The sequence below is a fragment of the Streptomyces sp. PCS3-D2 genome, from assembly GCF_000612545.2.
In the GTDB taxonomy this organism is placed as follows: domain Bacteria; phylum Actinomycetota; class Actinomycetes; order Streptomycetales; family Streptomycetaceae; genus Streptomyces.
Window position 1 is genome coordinate 573,643 of the sequence record NZ_CP097800.1, and the last position, 20,138, is coordinate 593,780.

At 73.0% G+C, this 20,138-nt stretch carries 19 protein-coding genes; 8 read left to right on the forward strand and 11 right to left on the reverse strand.

The features are described from left to right. Positions 1-38: 38 nt before the first annotated feature. Positions 39-1,679: an AfsR/SARP family transcriptional regulator gene (locus AW27_RS02285; RefSeq protein ID WP_078555919.1), complete on the reverse strand. Its 1,641-nt coding sequence runs from the start codon at positions 1,677-1,679 to the stop codon at positions 39-41. 938 nt (positions 1,680-2,617) lie between these two features. On the opposite strand from AW27_RS02285, the gene AW27_RS02290 reads away from it, so the two are divergent. Further along, a complete protein-coding gene (locus tag AW27_RS02290; RefSeq protein WP_037917002.1) occupies positions 2,618-3,571 on the forward strand; it encodes an alpha/beta hydrolase in 954 nt (317 codons plus the stop codon). Positions 3,572-3,836: 265 nt separating this feature from the next. On the opposite strand, the gene AW27_RS02295 is transcribed toward AW27_RS02290, so the two are convergent. The 3 genes from AW27_RS02295 to AW27_RS02305 form a co-directional block, all read right to left on the reverse strand. Beyond that, complete coding sequence (locus AW27_RS02295) at positions 3,837-4,103, reverse strand: DUF4235 domain-containing protein (protein WP_037916998.1); 267 nt, start codon at positions 4,101-4,103, stop codon at positions 3,837-3,839. A gap of 109 nt (positions 4,104-4,212) precedes the next feature. Continuing rightward, positions 4,213-5,742 (reverse strand): APC family permease, encoded by a 1,530-nt coding sequence (locus AW27_RS02300; protein WP_052030117.1) that lies wholly within the window; start codon positions 5,740-5,742, stop codon positions 4,213-4,215. Between the two features lie 144 nt (positions 5,743-5,886). Next, the gene (locus AW27_RS02305) at positions 5,887-6,594 is read right to left on the reverse strand and encodes a TetR/AcrR family transcriptional regulator (protein ID WP_037916995.1); all 708 of its coding nucleotides are present in this window, start codon (positions 6,592-6,594) and stop codon (positions 5,887-5,889) included. A gap of 114 nt (positions 6,595-6,708) precedes the next feature. On the opposite strand from AW27_RS02305, the gene AW27_RS02310 reads away from it, so the two are divergent. The 5 genes from AW27_RS02310 to AW27_RS02330 all read left to right on the forward strand — a co-directional run bounded on the left by AW27_RS02310 (position 6,709) and on the right by AW27_RS02330 (position 12,077). After that, positions 6,709-7,956, forward strand: a complete 1,248-nt coding sequence (locus AW27_RS02310; RefSeq protein WP_037916992.1) for a saccharopine dehydrogenase family protein — start codon at positions 6,709-6,711, stop codon at positions 7,954-7,956. Positions 7,957-8,037: 81 nt separating this feature from the next. After that, complete coding sequence (gene bla, locus AW27_RS02315; RefSeq protein WP_037916988.1) at positions 8,038-8,940, forward strand: class A beta-lactamase; 903 nt, start codon at positions 8,038-8,040, stop codon at positions 8,938-8,940. A 126-nt stretch (positions 8,941-9,066) separates the two neighbouring features. Then, on the forward strand, positions 9,067-9,906 hold the full coding sequence (locus AW27_RS02320) for a DUF72 domain-containing protein (protein WP_052030116.1): 840 nt from the start codon (positions 9,067-9,069) through the stop codon (positions 9,904-9,906). A 150-nt stretch (positions 9,907-10,056) separates the two neighbouring features. Beyond that, complete coding sequence (locus AW27_RS02325; RefSeq protein WP_078555915.1) at positions 10,057-10,974, forward strand: methyltransferase domain-containing protein; 918 nt, start codon at positions 10,057-10,059, stop codon at positions 10,972-10,974. Beyond that, positions 10,971-12,077: a terpene synthase family protein gene (locus AW27_RS02330; protein WP_052030115.1), complete on the forward strand. Its 1,107-nt coding sequence runs from the start codon at positions 10,971-10,973 to the stop codon at positions 12,075-12,077. Before AW27_RS02325 ends, AW27_RS02330 begins: the two co-directional genes overlap by 4 nt. Positions 12,078-12,137: 60 nt before the next feature. On the opposite strand, the gene AW27_RS02335 is transcribed toward AW27_RS02330, so the two are convergent. From AW27_RS02335 to AW27_RS02360, 6 genes are all read right to left on the reverse strand, one after another. Then, positions 12,138-13,550 carry a cytochrome P450 gene (locus tag AW27_RS02335; RefSeq protein WP_037916981.1) on the reverse strand — a complete coding sequence of 471 codons (1,413 nt, stop codon included), beginning with the start codon at positions 13,548-13,550 and terminating at the stop codon, positions 12,138-12,140. Beyond that, positions 13,547-14,167: a GTP-binding protein gene (locus AW27_RS02340; RefSeq protein WP_037916978.1), complete on the reverse strand. Its 621-nt coding sequence runs from the start codon at positions 14,165-14,167 to the stop codon at positions 13,547-13,549. The genes AW27_RS02335 and AW27_RS02340 overlap by 4 nt, the downstream gene beginning before the upstream one ends. Next, the gene (locus AW27_RS02345) at positions 14,148-14,492 is read right to left on the reverse strand and encodes a DUF742 domain-containing protein (RefSeq protein WP_370466453.1); all 345 of its coding nucleotides are present in this window, start codon (positions 14,490-14,492) and stop codon (positions 14,148-14,150) included. Before AW27_RS02345 ends, AW27_RS02340 begins: the two co-directional genes overlap by 20 nt. A gap of 11 nt (positions 14,493-14,503) precedes the next feature. Next, on the reverse strand, positions 14,504-14,908 hold the full coding sequence (locus AW27_RS02350) for a roadblock/LC7 domain-containing protein (protein WP_030031532.1): 405 nt from the start codon (positions 14,906-14,908) through the stop codon (positions 14,504-14,506). A 6-nt stretch (positions 14,909-14,914) separates the two neighbouring features. After that, a complete protein-coding gene (locus AW27_RS02355) occupies positions 14,915-16,453 on the reverse strand; it encodes a sensor histidine kinase (protein WP_037916972.1) in 1,539 nt (512 codons plus the stop codon). Between the two features lie 388 nt (positions 16,454-16,841). Beyond that, positions 16,842-17,465 (reverse strand): TetR/AcrR family transcriptional regulator, encoded by a 624-nt coding sequence (locus AW27_RS02360; protein WP_037916969.1) that lies wholly within the window; start codon positions 17,463-17,465, stop codon positions 16,842-16,844. A gap of 102 nt (positions 17,466-17,567) precedes the next feature. Here AW27_RS02360 and AW27_RS02365 point away from each other — a divergent pair, with 102 nt between their 5' ends. After that, positions 17,568-18,356, forward strand: coding sequence for an SDR family NAD(P)-dependent oxidoreductase (locus AW27_RS02365; RefSeq protein WP_201773395.1), 789 nt, complete (start codon positions 17,568-17,570; stop codon positions 18,354-18,356). Positions 18,357-18,455: 99 nt separating this feature from the next. Then, positions 18,456-18,785: a hypothetical protein gene (locus AW27_RS02370; protein WP_063890547.1), complete on the forward strand. Its 330-nt coding sequence runs from the start codon at positions 18,456-18,458 to the stop codon at positions 18,783-18,785. Positions 18,786-18,815: 30 nt separating this feature from the next. Here the strand turns inward: AW27_RS02370 and AW27_RS02375 are convergent, their stop codons facing one another. Further along, a complete protein-coding gene (locus AW27_RS02375; protein ID WP_052030114.1) occupies positions 18,816-20,003 on the reverse strand; it encodes a glycoside hydrolase family 64 protein in 1,188 nt (395 codons plus the stop codon). Positions 20,004-20,138: the final 135 nt, after the last annotated feature.

A 20,138-nucleotide genomic window follows, 5' to 3' on the forward strand; every position in this document is an offset into this window, starting at 1 on the left:
GGGGGCAGGCGCGGCGGGGCTGCGCGAGCCGGGAGGGGTCAGCGGGGTGCGGCCGCGGCCGCCGTCTCGTGCGCGCGCAGGCGCCAACGCGCGTAGATGCGGAGCAGGCCGTGGAGGCGGTACGGGCCGGGCGGCCCGTCCTCCAGCAGCCCGGCCTCCACGAGCTGTTCGAGTACGGACTCGCTCTCACCGGCCGCGAGGTCGGGGGCCGGCGGGCTTGCGTCCTCGGCGCGCCCGGCCAGCCGGAGGAACGCCTCCCGCAGCTCGGGGGCGAGCGCGTCGAGCGCCTGCCCCAGGACACCGGGCACGGAGAGCCCCGCGTCCTCCGCGAGCGCCAGGCGGGCGACGGGATCCGCCGCGAGCCAGGCAGCGCAGTCGGCGACCGACAGGCCGGGCCGGGTCAGCAGCCGTCCCGCGGCGATCCGCAGGGCGAGCGGGAAGTGGCCGCACACAAAGGCCAGTTCGCGGGTCGCCGCGGGCTCGGCCGCGATGCGTTCGGTGCCGACGAGCCCGGCGAGCAGGGCGTGTGCCTCGGCGGAGCGGAGCACGTCGAGCCGGTGCACGGCGCCGCCGTGGGTGGCGACGACGGCGGCCAGCTGGCGCCTGCTGGTCACGAGGACGGCGGCGCCGTCCGCGGCGGGCAGCAGCGGCAGCACCTGCCAGGCGCCGGCCGCGCCGTCGAGGACGATCAGGCGGCGGCCGGGGGCGGGCTCGGGCATGAGCCGCGCCGCCTCCTCGACGGCGACCGGGGTCCCATCGGGCCGGGTCAGCTGGAGGGTCGACACACCTCCGGGGAAGGACTCCTGGACCTCGTGCGCGGTCTGGCGGGCGAGCGCGGACTTGCCGATGCCCGGCGCTCCCGAGATGACGACCAGGCGCGGGCCGTCGGCGGCGGTGAGCCGGGCGGCCACGGCCCTGCGGTCGGCGTCGCGGCCGGCGAAGGCGGGTACGGGCGGCACCGCGTGCGCCGTCCGGACCGGGGCGGACGGGCCGGCGGGCAGCGCGGCGGGCTCCGCCGCGGCCGCGGCGCGCGGGGGTTCCGGCGGGGCGGGCGAGAGCTCTTCGGCGCGCAGGATGGCCAGTTCCAGGCGGCGCAGTCCCGGTCCGGGGTCGATGCCGAGTTCGTCCCGCAGCCGGTCGCGGACCGTGCGGTACTCGGCGAGGGCTTCGGCCTGCCGTCCGGTGCGGTAGAGCGCCTCGACGAGCTGTTCGGTGAAGCGTTCGCGTACCGGGTGGCGGCGTGCGCTCTCGTACAGGTCGACCAGGACCTGATGGCAGTTGCCGGCGGCGAGTTCAAGGTCGCATACCCGTTCCAGCACCCGCAGGCGCTCCTGTTCCAGGACGGGTACCGCGTCCTCCTGGAGCAGGTGCGAGGCGACGTTGGCGAGGGGCTGCCCCTGCCAGAGGGCGAGCGCCTCGCGCAGCCGGTAGAGCTCCTCCCCCGGGTCCCCCGCCGATCCGGCCCGGGCCGCGAGTGCGCGGAACCGGACGAGATCGAGCGTCTCGGTGTCGCAGCGCATCCGGTATCCGCCGGGAACGGCCTCGATGACGGTGGCGGATATGCCGTACTTGGCGAACAGCCGGCGCAGCCGGAGGACGCACGTCTGCAGTGCGGCGCGCGCCGTGGCGGGCGGCTCTTCGTCCCATACGGCACGCAGCAGGTAGGCGGTCGAAACCACCGCGTTCGGGTGGAGCAGCAGTGCGGCGAGAAGGCTCGTTGGCTTGGACGGTTTGAGAACGACGGAATCCGGGCCGTGCGCAATGCTCAGGGGCCCCAAAAGCTGGAACCGGATGACTGATCCCCCGTGTCGGGACACGCATTCCCCCAATGGGGAGCGTGGGCGGGGGCGGTGGTCAGCCGGTTCTTCGGGTTCGCCACACGCCGGAAATAGTCCGGACCAATCCCGAAGTCGCCGTCCGCCCCCGTTGGGCGGTGAATAACCGGAACACTACATAGAGAATCTCGCGGAAGTCGAGCCGGCGGACACTCCTTTCCTTCCCGCAGGCTTTTTCTCCCTTCTCCGTAACCCGGACGCTTCACGCTGTTACCGCCGGTTCGTCAAAACCGTTAAGCGGTAAACGAATTGCTACCGCTGCGCCATCCAAGCATGATGCCGTGATCCAATTAAGGTGTATATCGCGCCACTGATATGGCCGATCCTTTACTCCTCTCCCGCAGGAGCGGCCCGTGCCCCCGCGCCCGCGGTGCGATGGCGGGCAAGTCCTCTGGCAAGGAAGGGCCATCGGGCCGATCGGAGCGGACCTGCGGTGACGGGACCGCGCGCCGCGACACCCCCGCGGCCGCCACCCCCTTCCGCCCCAGGCCATCTCCGGTCGGGCACGCCCGTGTTCGACGAATGCGGCCCGGTCCGTGGACCGAAGGTCAGCCCGCTGGAGCTCCGGCGCGTACGGCCTGGCTGCCGTCTGCGCGCAGACGGTCCTCGGCACGCCGCCGTCACCCCGCGGGGACGCGGTCGGCGCCACCGTGCCCGCCCTCCTCGGCCGAGCGGGTCCCGCTCCGGCGCGCCGACGGCCCTCTCCCGCCCGGGAGCAGCCGCCGGCATGATCCTGGGCGCCGTAGCGGCCACCACCCACCGCGTCCCCCAGGAGTCCCGCCATGCCCGACCGCCCCGTCCTGGAGCCCGCCGCCCAGGCCTTCGCCGACGCCACCGCCGAGCCGCCGTTCCTCTACGAGATCCCCGTCGCCGACGGCCGCAAGGCCGTGGACGACGTCCAAAGCGGCGACGGCGTCACCCTGCCGCCCGTGGACCAGGAGTGGCTCACCGTCCCCGGCGGCCCGACCGGCGAGGTCCGCACCCGGATCGTCCGCCCGCGCGGCGCCACCGGCCCGCTCCCCGTGGTCCTCTACCTCCACGGCGCCGGCTGGGTCTTCGGCAACGCCCACACCCACGACCGCCTCGTGCGCGAACTCGCCGTGGGCGCCGGGGCGGCCCTGGTCTTCCCCGAGTACGACCTCTCCCCCGAGGCCCGCTACCCGGTGGCCATCGAGCAGAACTACGCCGTCGCCCGCTGGATCACCGCAGACGGCGGCCGGCATGGTCTCGACGGCGGCCGTCTCGCCGTCGCCGGAGACTCGGTGGGCGGCAACATGAGCGCCGCCCTCACCCTGATGGCCAAGGAGCGCGGCGACGTCCGCCTCGTCCAGCAGGTCCTCTTCTACCCGGTGACCGACGCCGCCTTCGACAGCGCGTCCTACCAGGAGTTCGCGGAGGGCTACTTCCTGCGGCGCGACGCCATGCGCTGGTTCTGGGACCAGTACACGACCGACCCGGCCCAGCGCGCCGAGATCACCGCCTCCCCGCTGCGGGCCGGCACCGATCAGCTCACCGGGCTGCCTCCGGCCCTGGTCATCACGGCCGAGGCCGATGTGCTGCGCGACGAGGGCGAGGCGTACGCGGCCAAGCTCCGGGCGGCCGGGGTGCCGGTCACCGCGCTGCGCGCGCTGGGGACCATCCACGACTTCGTCATGCTGAACGCCCTGCGGGAGACCGCGGCTGCGAACCTGGCCATCGGACTCGCCGTCGACACCCTGCGCGAGGCCCTGGCCTGAGCGCGCCGCCCGGCCCGCCCGAGGTGGGCCTGCGCCCGGCTCCGGGCCCGATGCCGGCACGCGTGCCGAGCCCGGGCCCATCCGACCTCCGGACGGACGGCGGCCCGGGGCGGGTCCTCGCCCGCGGCGCGGCGAACGGCTCGACGGCCGCCGGACGGGCCCGGGCCCCGGGCCGGCACAGGACGAGCCGGCGCGTGCGTAGCGGCAGGGGCACCGGTCGGGGTGTCGGTCCCGGTCATGACGCGCAGCCCGTCCCGCGGGCCGGTCAGTCCGGCCAGGTGCCCGTCAGGCGCCTGACGGCCACGGCTCCGCCCCGGTCGATCGCCGCCTTGACCGCGGCGAAGACGGCGCCCTGCAGGACCGCGGCGATGAGGACCTCCCGCCACGACCGGTCCTCGTCGGTGGCGTTCGGTGCGTCGTCCTCGTGGCCGAGCCGCTTCCACACCTGCCTGAACGCGATGCCGGCCAGCGCGCCTCCGAGGGCGCCGAGGGCCATCCCGGCGGGCTTGTACGCGACGGTCGAGGCCTTCATCGGTGCCTCCTCCGCGATTGCGGTTCCGCTTCTTCCTGCCCTGCGCCTGCCCGGTCCGGCGCACGGCTAACGCGGGCCGGACAGGGCGGGCGCCCGCCGGTCGGCCGGATCACTCTCCGGTGGTGGAGGCGACGGGGCGCCGGGGCGAGGCCTCGGGCCGGTACGGGGCGGGGTCCGGGGCGGTGGTGGGACGTTCGGTCCAGAACGCGCCGGACGCCGCGCGCCGGACGAGCATCAGGAGCACTCCGACGAGGCTCAGCCCAAGGGCGATCACCAGCGGCGGACCCATGCCGAACCAGGGCGTTCCGCCGTAGGAGTTCGCCGGGTCCGCCATGTCGGCCACCGACTCCGCCAGCAGCCAGACCAGCATGCCCGCGCCGACGAGCGGCCCGACCCCGATGAGCAGGAACTCGCGCAGGCCAGCGGTGAGCCGGCGCCGGTGGTAGACCGCGCAGGCGATGCCGGTGAGGGCGTAGTAGAAGGCGATCAGCAGGGACAGGGCGGTCAGGGAGTCGGCGAGGGCGTTCTCGCTGATCCGGTGGATGAGCAGGTACCAGACGGTGGCCGTGCCCGCGACCCACCAGGTGCTGACGGCGGGGGTGCGGAACCGGGGGTGGATCAGGCCGAAGCGGCTGGGCAGGGCGTGCCGACGCGCCATGGACAGGGCGGTGCGCGACGCCGGGATGATCGTCGTCTGGGTCGACGCGAGCGCCGAGGTGGCGACGGCCAGGAGGACGATCCAGTCCCAGCCGCCGAGGGCCTCGCGGGCCAGGGAGGCGAAGACGGCCTCCTCGTCGTCGGCGTGCGCGGCGAGGTAGCCGGTGCCGGCGTAGGCGACGACCGCGAAGGCCACGCAGACGTAGGTGGCCAGGAGCACCACGGTCGACCAGATGCCGGCCCGGCCCGGCGCCGAGGAGGGGTCCTTCGTCTCCTCGGTGAGGTTCACGGCCGACTCCCAGCCCCAGTAGACGAAGACGCCGAGGAGCAGGCCGCCGGTCAGTGCCGTCCCGCCGGCCCCGAACGGGTCGAGCCAGTCGGCGGCCGGACGCAGGGCTCCCGGGGAGGCGGTGCCGGCGTGGACCCGGTAGAGGGCCACGCCCGCGAAGACGAACAGGCAGGCGGTCTGCAGGAGGACCAGGACGTTCTGCAGCCGGGCCGCGGCCTGCGTGTCCCGTACGCACAGCGCCGCCATCACCACGATCACGAGCACGGTCAGCGCCTGGCGGATCACGGTGTCGCCCGCCCAGCCGTCCAGACCGACGGCCAGCAGCCCGAAGGTCACGGCCACGTCCGCGAGCGAGCCGACGACCAGGACCCCGGCCATCGTGATCGCCCAGCCGCCCAGCCAGCCGGCCGTGGGACCCAGCGCGCGGGTCACCCAGGAGAAGGTCGTGCCGCAGTCGGGGTCGGCGCGGTTGAGGTAGTAGAAAGCGGATGCGATGAGAACCATCGGTACGAACGAAGCGAGCATCACCCCGGGAGCGTGCACGCCGACCAGCGCGACGATCGGCCCGATCACCGCGGCCAGGGAGTACGCCGGCGAAGTGGCGTTGAGCCCGACGGCGAGCGCGTCGACGAACCCGATCGCGTCCGGTCTGAGCGTGGCGGCCTGCGGCGTCCGCGGGGTGTCTTCGACCATGTTCCCTCACTGGTGCGGTGTGAACGGGGCGTGAATGCGATGAGGAAACCCGTGCGTCACCCGGAAGGTCAATGGTGTTGGCATAAGAGCTCTGGCTCATGTCCGGCCCCAGGCGCCCCTCCGGACCCCGGCCACCGCGCCGGCTCAGCCGCGGGCATCCGCCAGCTGCCGCTCCGCCGTGTCCAGCAGCATCTCCAACGCGACGGGGTAGGCGCTGTGCGGCATCCGGGCGGCGAGCAGCCCTGCGGTGGCGGCGATGTTCGGGTAGGCGTCGGCCGGCAGACGGGCGTACGTCGACTCCCAGCGTTCCTCGTCCGACGCGCGCGCCTCGGCCGACAGGGCGAGCGGGCCCGCGTCGAGGGCCGCGAAGGCCAGGCTCTGGTCGATGTAGGCGTGGTAGATCCGCACCGCGTCCTCGTCCGCGAAGCCCGCTCCGCGCAGGATGCCCAGGATCGCCTCGTCGGCCGCGATCTCACGCGGCCGTCCGGTCACCCGGCTCGCGGTCAGCAGGGCGGCCTGCGGGTGGGCGAGATAGGCGCCGTGGATCCGCAGGCCGAGGGTGCGCAGGTCGTCGCGCCACCTGCCGGTGGGAGCCCAGCCGGCCAGTGCCCGGCCGATCAGCTCCTCGCCGATGGCGAGGGTGAGGCCGTCCATGCCCTCGAAGTACCGGTAGAGGGTGCTGGGGTCCGCGCCCAGGGCGGCGCCGAGCCGCCGGGCGGACAGGCCCGCGCTGCCGTGCTCGCGCACCATCCGCAGCGCCGTCTCGACGATCAGCCGCTCGGAGAGCACCGTCCCCTGCCGGGTTGGCCGCCGTCGCCTGCGCGCCTCCTCGGGAACCACGTCCTTCGCCATCGCCGCCCGCCTCCGCATCCAGTCGGTCTTATGCCAACACCATTGACCTTAACTCGGAGCGACCGGTTCCATCAGCCCTCAGAGGCGGACGCCTCGCCGAGAAAGGACCAAGACATGCGTGTTCTGCTTGTGGGTGCCGGCGGTGTCGGAAGCGCGATCACCAAGATCGCCGCTCGCCGCGACTTCTTCGACCACTTCGTCGTAGCCGACTACGATCTGGCCCGCGCGCAGGCCGCGGTCGCCGCCCTGGGTGCCGACGAGAAGCGCTTCGGCGCTCGCCGCGTCGACGCCTCCGACGAGGCGGCGGTGACCGCGCTGCTCGCCGAGCACGCGTGCGACGTACTGATGAACGCCACCGATCCGCGCTTTGTGATGCCCCTGTTCAACGCCGCATTGGCGGCGGGCAGCCACTACGTCGACATGGCCATGTCCCTCTCCCGCCCGCACCCGGAGCACCCGCACAGCGAGTGCGGGGTCAAGCTCGGCGACGAGCAGTTCGAACAGGCCGCGCAGTGGGAGAAGTCGGGCCGCCTGGCGCTCGTCGGCATGGGCGTCGAGCCCGGCCTGTCGGACGTCTTCGCCCGCTACGCGGCCGACGAGCTCTTCGACGACATCGAGGAGATCGGCATCCGCGACGGCGCGAACCTGACCGTCGAGGGCCATGACTTCGCCCCGTCCTTCAACATCTGGACGACGATCGAGGAGTGTCTGAACCCTCCGGTGGTCTACGAGAGCGAGCGCGGCTGGTTCACCACCGAGCCGTTCAGCGAGCCTGAGGTCTTCGACTTCCCCGAGGGCATCGGGCCGGTCGAGTGCGTCAACGTCGAACACGAGGAGGTCCTCCTCGTACCGCGCTGGGTCGGCGCCCGCCGGGTGACCTTCAAGTACGGCCTCGGCGAGGACTTCATCGGCAAGCTCAGGACGCTGCACGCCCTGGGGCTGGACTCCACCGTCCGGGTGCCGGTCCGCGGGGAGGACGGCGCAGAGGTCCGGGTCTCGCCGCGCGACGTGGTGGCTGCCTGCCTGCCCGACCCGGCGACGCTCGGGGACCGGATGACGGGGAAGACCTGCGCCGGGACCTGGGTCAAGGGCACCAAGGAGGGCCTGCCGCGCGAGGTGTACCTCTACCACGTGGTCGACAACCAGTGGTCGATGCGCGAGTACGGTTCCCAGGCCGTCGTCTGGCAGACCGCCGTCAACCCGGTGGTGGCCCTCGAACTGCTCGCGACCGGGGCGTGGTCCGGTTCCGGTGTCCTGGGCCCCGAGGCCCTGCCGCCGCTGCCGTTCCTGGACCTGCTGACGGCGTACGGCTCCCCCTGGGCCCTGCGCGAGCAGGACCCCGCCCCGGCCGCAGGCCACTGACCCGGCCGACGCACGGAACCGAAATGATCTCCTTTGGCGTCCTTGTCACCACGTGACCGTCCAAGGGAGAGGAGAGGCGACGTGGAGCAGACCCGTCGTGCCGTACTGACTCTGGGAGCCGGGGTGGCGCTGAGCGCGGCGCTGCCCGCGGGCGCGGCTCGCGCGGCGGCGCCCGGAGGGGGTGGGGAGGCCGTCCGACGGCTGCGCGCACTGGAGCGCGAGTACGGCGCGCGGGTGGGGGCGTACGCCCGGGACACCCGCTCGGGCCGGACGGTGCGGTACCGGGCGAACGAGCTGTTCCCCATGTGCTCGGTGTTCAAGACGCCGGCCGTGGCGGCCGTGCTGCGGGACCTGGACCGAGACGGCGGGTTCCTCGCCCGGCGGATCCACTACACGCAGGAGGACGTCACCTCCGCGGGCGGCGGCTTGGTGACCGGCCGGCCCGAGAACGTCGCCGGCGGTCTGACGGTGGCCGAGCTGTGCTCGGCCGCCATCGCCCAGAGCGACAACGGCGCCGCGAACCTGCTGCTGCGCGAGCTGGGAGGGCCCACGGCGGTCACCCGGTTCTGCCGTTCCCTCGGGGACCGCACGACGCGACTCGACCGCTGGGAGCCGGAGCTCAACTCGGCCGAGCCGTCGCGGGTGACCGACACGACCACTCCGCGGGCCATCGCGCGCACCTACGGGCGTCTCGTGCTCGGCGACGCGCTCGTTCCGCGGCACCGGGAGCTCCTGACCCGGTGGCTGGTGTCGAACACGACGAGCGACGAACGGTTCCGCGCGGGCCTGCCCCGCGACTGGGTGATCGGGGACAAGACGGGCGCCGGGTCGTACGGGACCAACAACAACGTGGGCATCGCCTGGCCTCCCGGGCGGCCGCCCGTGGAGCTGGCGGTGCTGACCACCCGGCCGGACGCCGCCGCGCCGCACGAGAACGCACTGGTCGCCAAGGCCGCCGAGGTGCTGGCGGCGGCGCTCTCCTGACGGAGGGGTCGCTTCGGTCCGTACCGCGGGCGGGCCCGCGGTACGGCAGCCGGCCTCCGCGCCGGGCTCCCCGCCCGAACGGGGCCCCTGAGGTGTGCCGGACCTCGTGCGGGGCAGGCGGATGGCATGACCGTGTACGTCGGCACGTCCGGGTGGCAGTACCGGGACTGGTCGGGTGTCCTCTATCCGCCGGACCGGCCGCGGCGCCTGTGGCTGGAGGAGTACACCGGTCATTTCCGCACGGTGGAGATCAACGGCGCCTTCTACCGGCTGCCGTCACCGGAGACGTTCGCCCGGTGGCGCGCCCGCACCCCGCCCGGTTTCGTGATGGCGGTCAAGGCGAGCCGTTTCCTGACGCACGTCAAACGCTTGCACGAGCCGGCCGAGCCGGTCGCCCGGCTCATGGCACACGCCTCGGCCCTGGGCGACCGGCTCGGGCCGATCCTGCTCCAGCTGCCGCCGACCCTGCGCGCGGACCCGGCCGCACTCGACGCGTGCCTCGCCCGCTTCCCCGCCGACGTCCGTGTGGCGGTCGAGCCCCGGCACGCGTCCTGGTGGACGCCCTCCGTGCGCTCGGTCCTCGCCGATCACGGTGCGGCCCTGTGCTGGGCCGACCGCGGGTCGCGGCCGGTGACCCCGCTGTGGCGCACCACGGACTGGGGGTACGTGCGGTTCCACGGGGGCCGTGCCCGGCCCGCGCCGCGCTACGGCCGGACGGCGCTGCGCACCTGGGCGGCCCGGATCTCGGACACCTGGCCCGGGGACGGCGACGGGGCCGGGGACGTCTTCGCGTACTTCAACAACGACCGGGGCGGAGCGGCCGTGGGCGACGCCCGGACGCTCATCCGGCTGCTGCGGGCACGGGCATCGTCCCAGTTGCCCGACCGGGGTACCGACGCCGCCGCGGCGGCCGCGCACCCGAGCGGCTTCTCCACCTCCAACCAGGCTACGCGGCAAGGATCTTGACGGTACCGTGCTGCTCCAGCGGGCTGACGCGGCGCCCATGAAATGCCACGATGGTCCGTGCTTCAACCGTGTGCCTTTTTCGGGACGCTACGAGAGCGGCGCCGGCGCGTCCCGGAGGGCAGCCCTACCCCACGAAAGGGCGGACTCCCCATGCGCGTTGCACCGTTCGCATCTCCGTTAGGCGGCGACCGCGGATCGGCCGCGGAGGACCCGGTGCGGCTCTACTACAGCCGCAAGACAGAGGAGATACTGCACAAGTACGGTCCGGGACCGCGGGTCCACTTCCATGTGGGGCTGTACCCGGACGGCCCACCGGACACCACCGTCTCCCAGGACACGCTGCAACAGGGCCTCTTCCGCTCGCAGGAACGCATAGTCGAGCACGCGGCCCGCACCTGGGGCGCGTACGGGACGCCTCCCCGGCGGCTGCTCGACATCGGCTGCGGACTGGGCGGCACCTCGCTCTACTGGGCGCAGGAGCACGGGGCTTCGGTCACCAGCCTCACCGTCGCCCCCGAGCACCTGCCCGTCGTGCGACGCTTCGCCCGTGACGCCGGGGTGGCCGAGCGGGTGAGGCCCGTACTGGCGGACGTCCACGACCTGGACGAGACCCGCGCCTACGATGCCGTCTACGCCAACGAGAGCAGCGGCTACACCGACCGGACCCGCCTGTTCGAAGTCGTCGCCAGGGCCTTGGTTCCGGGCGGCTGGTTCGGGATCCAGGAACACTTCGCGGGTGCTTCCGCCTGGCGGGAGTTCATGGACGGCTACTACAGAACACGGCTCGGCCGGCGCGGGGAGTACCTGGCCGCGGCCGAGGCGGCCGGCTTCGAGCTGGTGCAGGACGAGGACGTGACGGAGTCGGTGGCGGAGTTCTGGGTGCAGTCCATGGCGTGGAACACCGCCGAACTCGACCGGCTCCGTGCGGACCCCGCCGCCCGGCCCGGCGCCTGGACCGACGACCGGCTCGAACAGTCGACGATCGCCCACAGCAGGTTCTTCCGGCTCTGGCGGGAGCACGCGGTGGAGACGCGGCTGCTGCGCTTCCGGATCGGCGGTGGCCGATGACGGCGCCGCCCCGGCCTTCACTCCTCGGTCCGGAACTGCCCCCCTTCTACTGCCCCCTGCCGCGCGATCTCGTCCATCCACAGGCCAAGGAGGTGGAATCCAGGGCGGTCGAATGGCTGGACGCCTTCGCCATCTACCCCGATCCCGTCGAACGTGCCTGGGGGCTGGCCACCCACAGCGCCGACTTCTCCTGCCGCATCATCCCCGACGGGGACGTGGAGGCCGTCCTGCTGTTCACCCAGTGGAACTACTGGGCCAACGCCGTCGACGACTGGCAGGACTCAGGGTCCGATGAGGTGGGAACGGCAGCCGTCGTCGAACACGGGGTGCGGCTGCTGCGCACCGTCGAGGACCCCGGGGCGTCCGTCCTGCCCGACGGACCCATGACCCGCGCCCTGCTGGACCTGGTGCACCGCACCCACGCAATGCTCGGCCCCGGCGAGCTGCGCAGGTTCGCCGAGGGGACCAGGGACTGGCTGCTCGGCGCGGCCTGGCGGGCCTCCCGGACGGAGGCGGGGTCGATGCCGGGGCTGAACGACTTCGTCGCGATGGGGCCGCTGGCGAACGGCACCCGGTTCTCACTGACCTGGTCCGAGGTCGCGCGCGGGGGCGGGCTGCCGGCCGACGTCCTCTGCTCCCCCGCCCTGACGGCCCTCACGGACGCGGCCGGATTCGTCGTCAGCGCGGACAACGACCTGTTCTCCTACGACAAGGACGACCACCTGGAACCCCGCGAGATCAACCTCGTCAACGTCCTCGCCCATCAGGAGAGCTGCTCCCCCGCCGAGGCGGTCCCGCTCGCCGTGGGCCTGCGCGACCGGGTGATGGCCTTGTTCACCGGGGTGCGGGCACGGCTGGAGGACGACGCGGGCGACGAGGACGTCGCACTGCGCCGCCACCTGGCGGGGCTGGGCCACTACGTGGCCGGCTCCATCGCCTGGCAGGCCCGGGCACCCCGGTACGCCAGTCCCCGCAACCGATACGAACTGCCGCTCGGCGAAGCCGGGTTCATGATCCGGTACGCCGAGGGGCCCAGCGCCAGCGGCACCGAGCCGCCGGATCTTCCGGCCCTGGCGTCCTGGTGGCGGCACCTGCGTGACTAACGGGAAGGGACTGGGGTCCCCGGCCGGTACGGCCGGGGACCCCAGCACGAGGGTGCCGGCTCAGCGGCGGCCGAGCAGCCGCCGCCACCAGCTCACGCCACGGCGCCTGCGGCCGTCTGCGACCGGGGGCGGGGGCGCCGTCGGCTGCGGCGGGACCACCGGGTGGACGGGGTGCCCGGCCGGCTGCTCCACCGGAAGCTGCGGGGCCGGGGCGGGGGCCGGGGCGGAGCGCGGGGCGAACCGCACGGGCAGCGACAGCAGGTGACGGGACATCAGAGTGCCCCGCCACTGGAGCTCGCTCGGGTCGACCGCCAGCTGGAGGTCGGGCAGCCGGTCCAGCAGGACCTCGATGCCGGTGTCCGCGATGGCACGCCCGATGTCCTGGCCGGGGCATTCGTGCGGGCCGCTGCTGAAGGCCAGGTGGGAGCGGTTGCCGTGGACGGACACCGACGGGTCGGGCCGGATCTGGGGGTCGGCGTTGCCCGCCGCGAGGGCGAGCAGGAGCATGTCCCCGGCCTTGATCTGCCGGCCGCCGAGCACGGTGTCCCCGGTGGCCCAGCGCCCGATGATCGTGTTGATCGGCGGGTCGTCCCAGAGGACCTGCTCCAATGCGTCCGGCAGGGTCATGTGACCGCCGGAGAGGCTGGCCCGGAAGCGCGGGTCGGTCAGGACGGTGCGCAGCGTGTTGGCGATCAGGTTGGCGGTGGTCTCGTAGGCCGCGATCAGCACGACGCGCAGGTGCATGAGGACTTCGGTGTCGGTCAGCTCCGCGGGGTGCTCGATCAGCCAGGAGGCGAGGTCGCGGGCCGGCTTGGCCTTGCGCTCGACGACCAGGTTCTCCAGCGTGGTCGTGACGTAGCGGTCGCTCTGGAGGGCCGTTTCCGTCCCCTGGAGCATGTCGCGCGCCGCGTTGACCAGCAGCGGCCCGTGTTCGTCGGGGGCCCCGATGAGCTGGGTCATGACCAGCATGGGGAGCTGGTCGGAGAAGGCGGACACCAGGTCGGCGTACCCTTGGGCCGCGATCTGGTCGACGAGTTGGTTGGCGAAGCGCGTCACGTAGCGGCGGATGCCGCGCTTGTCGAAGCGCTCCAGGGACTCCACGACGGCCGCGCGCAGCCGCTCGTGGACGGGGCCGTCGGTGAAGTTGCACACCGGTACCCACGTGACCATGGGACCGAGCGGTGTGTCGGCCGGCACCCGGCCCTCTCTCATGTCGCGCCAGCCGCGGGGGTCGCGGGCGAACCGCGACGAGGTGCGGGCGACGTCCAGGTTCTCCCGGTGACCGAGGACCAGCCACGCCGGCAGGTCCCCGCTCACGAGCACCGGAGCCACCGGGCCGTACTCGGCCCGCAGCTTCTCGTACAGGGCGAAGGGGTCCGCCTGGGCTTCCGCCCCGTGCAAGCGGTACAGGCCGCTCGGGGCCGCCGCGGCGTGGGCGGGGCACCCGGGCGGTGGGGTGGGGGTGGTGCTCACATTGCCTCCTGGGTGGCTGCCTGGGAGTGCAGGTAGCGCATGAGGGTCAGCAGGACGTCGCGGGAGGAGTCCCGCCTTCTGGCGTCGCAGACGAGGATGGGGACGGCGGGGGGCAGGTCGAGGGCCTCGCGCAGCTCCTCCAGGGGATGTTCGGGTGCGCCGGGGAAGGAGTTGACGGCCACGACGAAGGGGACGCCGCGCTCCTCCAGGCGTCCGATGACGTCGAAGCTGATCTCCAGCCGACGGGTGTCGAGGAGCACGACGGCGCCGAGCGCGCCCTCGAAGAGCCCGCGCCACAGGAACCAGAAGCGCTCCTGCCCCGGTGTCCCGAACAGGTACAGCACGAGCTCGTCATTGATGCTGATGCGGCCGAAGTCCATGGCCACGGTCGTGGTGATCTTGTGGGAGACCCCCCAGGTGTCGTCGACGCCGACGCCTGCCCGGGTCATCGTCTCCTCGGTCGTCAGCGGTTTGATCTCGCTCACCGCACCGACCATCGTCGTCTTGCCCACGCCGAACCCGCCGACGACCACGACCTTCACGGCCGCCGCGGCCGTCTGCGGCAGTACGTCCGCCTCGCGCGGCCCGGAGGGCGGGTCAGAGCTTCTGAAGTCCATCGATCACTGCCTCGATCAGAGCAAGGTCGGGTAGCTGCGCGGCGGGGACGGGCGGGCGGACGTGCACGCGCTGGGCGGCCATCAGGTCTCCGACCAACACGGTGACGACGCTCACGGGCAGTCCCACGTACGCGGAGATCTCGGCCACCGACAGCGGTGACCGGCACATCCGCAGGATGGAGGCCTGCTCGGGCTGCATCTCGGGCCGGGGAGGTCCTTTGGCCACCACCAGGGTCACGAGGTCCAGGCGGACGGAGGTGGAGGGCCCACTGCGTCCGCCGGTGATCACGTAGAGCCGTTCGGGACTGCTGTCCTCCCAGCTCACGGGCGGCTCTTTCACGCGGGCTGCCCGTCGTGCCGCGGCGGGCTGCTCAGGTGGTCCCCCATTCGGGTCACCAGGTTGCGCATCTGCGCACCCATCAGGCCCGCGTCGACGCCCTCGTCGGCGAGGACCGCGAGGTAGGAGCCGTCTCCGGCGGCCATGAGGTAGAAGAAGCCGCCGTCCATCTCGATCACGACCAGCCGCATTCTGCCCTCGGAGCTGGGCAGTTCGGCGGCCACCGCTCCGGCGAGGCTCTGCAGGCCCGCGCACGCGGCCGCCAGGCGGTCGGCCGTGTCCGTCTCGGCTCCGTACTGCGCCACGCACAGCCCGTCCGCCGACAGCACGATCACGTGCCGCGTCTGCGGCACTCCGGCGGCCAGGTCCTTGAGCATCCAGTCCATGCTGCTTCGCTGAGTCATCACTGTTTACGCCCCTTTGGTCGCTGAACCCGACGCGTCCTGGCCGCCCGGCGGGTCCTCGCCGGGCTCACCCGACAGCCCGCTGTGAAACGCCTCCAGCCACATCCCCGGGCCGTTGTCGTGCGTCGGCTGCGGCCTCGCGGCCGGCCGGACGTCGGAGGTGGTGACACGGTCCTTCCGGCGCCGTTGCGGCAGACCGGTCGCCGTGCGTTCGGTGGTCGGCCCGCCATCGGCGGGCATCGGGCCGGACAGGGGTCCGGGTGCCGGAGCGGGCCGGGGCACGGACGGGCCGGCCGACGGTGCGTCGACGGGGTGCTCACGCGGTGTGGCGGACACCGCCCTGGGACCCGAGGAGGAGCCGATGCCGTGGGCGAGACCGGTCGCCGCGGACGCCGTGGTGATCAGGTGCTGCGGCACGATGACCACCGCGCGGACACCGCCGTACGCGGAGGAGCGCAGGGAGACCTGGAACCCGTACGCCTGCGCCAGCCGGCCGACTACCGCCAGGCCCAGCCTCGGCGTCTCGCCCAGGTCGTTGAGGTCGATGCCGGACTGCGCCTGCGCGAGCATCTTCTCGGCCCGCGCACGGGCCTCCTCGCTCATGCTCAGGCCGCCGTCCTCGATCTCCACCGCGATGCCCGACTGCACCTCGACGGCGGTCAGGTGGACCCGGGTGTGCGGCGGGGAGTAGCGGGTGGCGTTGTCCAGCAGTTCGGCGAGGGTGTGGATGAGCGGCTCGACGACCGGGCCGAGGACGGCGACCTCGGTGACCGAGTGGAGCTCGACCCGCTGATAGTCGATGATCCGTGACATCGCGCCGCGCATGACGCTGTAGAGGGTCACTGCCCTGCTCCACTGCCGGCCGGGGCGCGCGCCGCCGAGGACGGAGATGGAGTCGGCGAGCCGGCCGATCAGGGCGGTGCCGTGGTCCAGACGCAGGAGGTCGCCGAACACGTCCGGGTTGCGGCCGTGCCGGTCCTCCATCTCGCGCATCTCGTGGGCCTGCTGATGGACGATCGCCTGGACGCGGCGGGCGACGTTCACGAAGGCCCGCTGCGCCGAGTCGCGCAGGCTCTCCTCGTTGTCGACGGCGTCGATGACATGGGCCAGTACGGCTTGCAGGGCGGCCCTGAAGCGGGGGGTGAGCGCGGCGTCGCTGCCCCAGCGGTTGCCGTTGCCGGCACGGCCGCCCAGGGAGGTGAGCACCTCCTCGGCCGCCTCGCCCCGGCGCAGCCGCTCGATGGCCTCGGGGAGCACCACCGCGGACAGGCGGGTGGCCTCGGTCTCCTGCCGGGACAGGGTGTGATGGAGCGCGGCGATCTCGGCGGTTCGGGCAGCGAGCGCGCGGCCGCGCCGTAGGGCTTCGACGACGACAGCAGCGGTGCACAGGCCGCCCGCGGCGATCAGGATCGTGCCGACCGGTTCGGAGGAGGAAACAAGCGCCCCGACCAGGCAGACGGCGGCCAGGGACCCGATCACGGGCAGCGCCCGGCTTGCCCCCGCCTCCGGACGGGCTGTTTTGGGCGGAATGTCTCTATGCTCCATCGGCGTCCTTGAATTATCGGAAAAGGGTCACCTTCTGACCGGTCGGCGGGAGCATAACTACGCCCAACTGCCCGTACGCGCACTTTCGTTGGAGTTCATCGGACCGGAGGAACCGTTATGCGCCATCGACGGCGACGAATTCCGGCCCCCCTGATGGGCACCCCCGGACAGTCGGCGGCGTAACAGGAGGTCGAAGGCCCGCCGACGCCTCGGCAGCGCGAGCCTTCACCCCTCGGCACCCTCCGGCACCCGGCGCGCAGCGCGGCCACGAGGTGGCGCCGCGGACCCGAATGCGCTAGGGGCCTGTCCGGCGGATCGCGGCCAGGGGCCGACCCGGCTCCGCAGGACAGGCCCCGAGCGGCACCGACGGGGTCACCGTTTCGAGCGGTCAGGCATCGGGCCGTACCGCGCCGCCGCCGGGGGCGGCGAGGCCGGTGATCAGGACGTCGAGGGCGAGGTCGGTCGCCTCGGACAGCGGGGTGCCCTCCAGGAGGGAGCCGACCGCCAGGGCCGCGAGGCCGTGGACGGTGGAGAAGGCGACCTGGGCGAGACGGTCCGGCTCCCCGGCCCGCACGACGCCCTCCCGCTGCGCGAGGGCGACGAGCCCGGCGGCGATGTCCAGGCTCTGATGTCCGAGCTCGCGCAGTTCGGCGCTGGAGTCGTCGGCGTGCTTGACCGTGAACATCAGGCTCAGCAGCGGGGCGTTCGCCACGGCGAAGTCGATGTAGGCGCGCCCCATGCCCGCAAGCCGGGCGGTGACGGGGCCGGGTGCCTCGACGGCGGCCCGCAGGTCGTCGTTGAGGCGGGTGAAGCCGCCCACGGCGAGCGCGTCGAGCAGCGCCTGCCGGTCGCGGAAGTGGCGCCCGGGCGCCGCGTGGCTGACGCCGAGGTCCCGGGCGAGGGCGCGCAGGGACAGGCTGTCCGCCCCCGACGCCGCGAGGACCTCCTCCGCGCGCGCCAGCAGCGCTTCCCGGAGGTTGCCGTGGTGGTAGGGCGGATCGGTGTCGGCCAAAGCGGCCTCCCCTCGCTCGATGTTGTCATTGACAACAATGTTTACTCTGTCTACATTCACGGTATCGCCCATCAACCTGACCACAGGAACGGAACGCCAACCGTGTCTATGACATACCGCGGAACCACAGCCCTGATCACCGGGGCCAGCGCCGGCCTCGGCGTCGAGTTCGCCGAGCAGTGGGCCGCGCGCGGAGCGGACGTCGTGCTCGTCGCCCGCCGCGCCGACCGGCTGGAGCAGATCGCGGCGGACCTCCGGAGCCGGCACGGGGTGCGGGCCCGCGCGGTCGCCGCCGACCTCGCCCGGCCGGGCGCAGCGGCCGGGCTGCACGCGGAGCTCGACGCACTCGGGCTGCGCGTCCAGACACTGGTCAACAACGCGGGGTTCGGCAGCCACGGGTCGTTCGCCGACCAAGACCCCGCGCGGATCAGCGAGATGATCCAGCTCAACGTGACGGCGCTGACGGAGCTGACCAGGCAGTTCCTGCCGGACCTGGCGGCCGACGGCCGGGGCGCCCTCGTCACCGTCGCCAGCTCGGCCGCGTACCAGCCGACCCCTGCGATGGCGGTGTACGGGGCCACCAAGGCATTCGTCCTGAACTTCACCGAGGCCGTCGCCTACGAGACGCGCTCCTCCTCGCTACGGGTCCTCGCCGTCTCGCCCGGCCCGGTCAGCACCGAGTTCTTCGACGTCGTCGGCAGCCGGGACGCCGCCGTCGGGCGGATGGCCACCCCCGAGCAGGTCGTCACGGCGACCCGCCGGGCGCTGGAACGCGACAGGACACCGCCCAGCATCGTCGTCGGCCTCCGCAACCGGCTCTCGGCGACGGCGTCCACGCTGGCTCCGCGCCGCCTGGCCCTGACGGTGGCGGGCCGGGTCCTCAAGGCCTGACCCGCCCGGCTCGTCCGGGCGGGCCTGCTGCCGCACACTGGGATCCGGAGACCCCGACGGCGGGGTGCCCGGATCCCGGCGGGTGCGGGGAGGCTCGACATGGTCATCAGTCACCACATCGCCGACGGAACGCTGCGGGTACGGATCCTGCACGAGCTGCACGTCACCGACCGGGCCGCGGCAGCCCTGGAGATCGAGTCCCTCGTGCACACGCACCGCCCGACTCGGGTCACCGTCGAACTGCCCAGCCGGTCCCCCTCCCCCATGACCCTCAGCGCGCTGGCCCGCGCCCGGCGGATGTGCCAGAGCCTGCACATCCCCCTCACCGCGTCGGGACCCGGCGAGCAAGCTCCCCTGCCCCTCTTCGGCCGCGAGGCCGGCGCGGACGGGCCCCGGCCGATGGAGCACGGCGCGCGCCACGACCACTGAGGCCCGCTGACCGGCCGGCCGCACACGGGATCAGCCGAGGGGCTCCAGCGTCATGAAGGCCTCCCGCGGATCGGCCTCGTGCACGAGCGACTCGTGGGCTCCCACGTCGTCGAAGGCGAAGCCGTACGCCCTGCCGTCGGCCATCTGCGCGTGGATGAGGCGGGAGTAGTGGTTGGTGACGGCGTCGCGGTAGAAGCCGGATCCGTTCACGTCGGGCTGGTTCGGGTTGGTCAGGAGCGTCGAACGGTTGAAGCCCGCGCACAGGGTGCGCGAGATCGGGCCGCGTACGGTGTCGTTGGGGGCGTCGAGGAGCTTGTAGCAGCCGAAGACGCTGTCGGAGTCGGGCTTGCGGAAGCTGGTGACCACCGCTCCCGAACCGTTGGTGACGTTCATGACGCCGCCCGAGACCCGGCCGTAGTAGGTGGTGCCCGGTTCGTTCGCGAACGGCTTCACGGTGAGCGTGGTGGAGCTGTACTTGCTCCAGACGCGGTCGATGTAGTCGTTCATCACTCCGGCCGGGATTCCACCCGCCTCGATGCCGTGGCCGGGCGCCAGCGCCCGCAGCGGGGTGCCGTCGGCGCGGCTCTGGATCAGGCCGCCCCAGCCGGCCGCACGCAGCCCGCCGAAGACGGCGTCGTAGCCCCCGGCCTTGAGGCGGCCGGTGGTCTTCACCGCGCCGTCGGCGGCCTTGGCACCCACCGCGTAAGGAGCGGAGAACATGTCGACCTGGGTGCTGTTGATCCACAGGCCGGCGTCGTTGAGCGTGTACTCGGACCAGTTGAACAGGATGTCGTGGTTGGGGTCGGCGGGGTTCTGGACGGCCGGCTGCACCAGGCCGCCGGTGGTGAGCCGGAAGACGAGCTTGCGTCCGACGGAGAAGTAGACGCGTCCGGAGAACTTGGGCATGCGGATCGTCCTGGTCTGCCCGTCGGCCGGACCGGCGATCGACGCGTCGGGGGCGGGGGTGGGCGGGTTTCCGCCCGCGGGCCAGGGGTGGAAGGTTCCGTCGGCGTCGGCCCAGCCCTGCCGGCCCGTCGCGAGCTGTGTGCCCAGGTTGTAGATGTAGACGGGCTCGCCGCGTCCCGAGGTGTTCTTGACAGTGAGCGGGATGGTGGCCGGAACGGCCCCGGCGGACGGCGGCGGGCCGAAGAACAGCACACCGGCGCCGACGGACAGGGCCGCGACGCCGAACGCCAGCACTCTCGACAAGCGCAACACTCTCTCTCCTCCTTGTGTGGGGGGGACCTGCCGACGGAGAGGTGTGGGCAGGGGGTGCGTTCATTGAAGCCTGAGAGCGCTCTCAGCGTCCGATCGTGTGCGACTTCTGTCAATGTGCTTGACACCGGCGCCCGG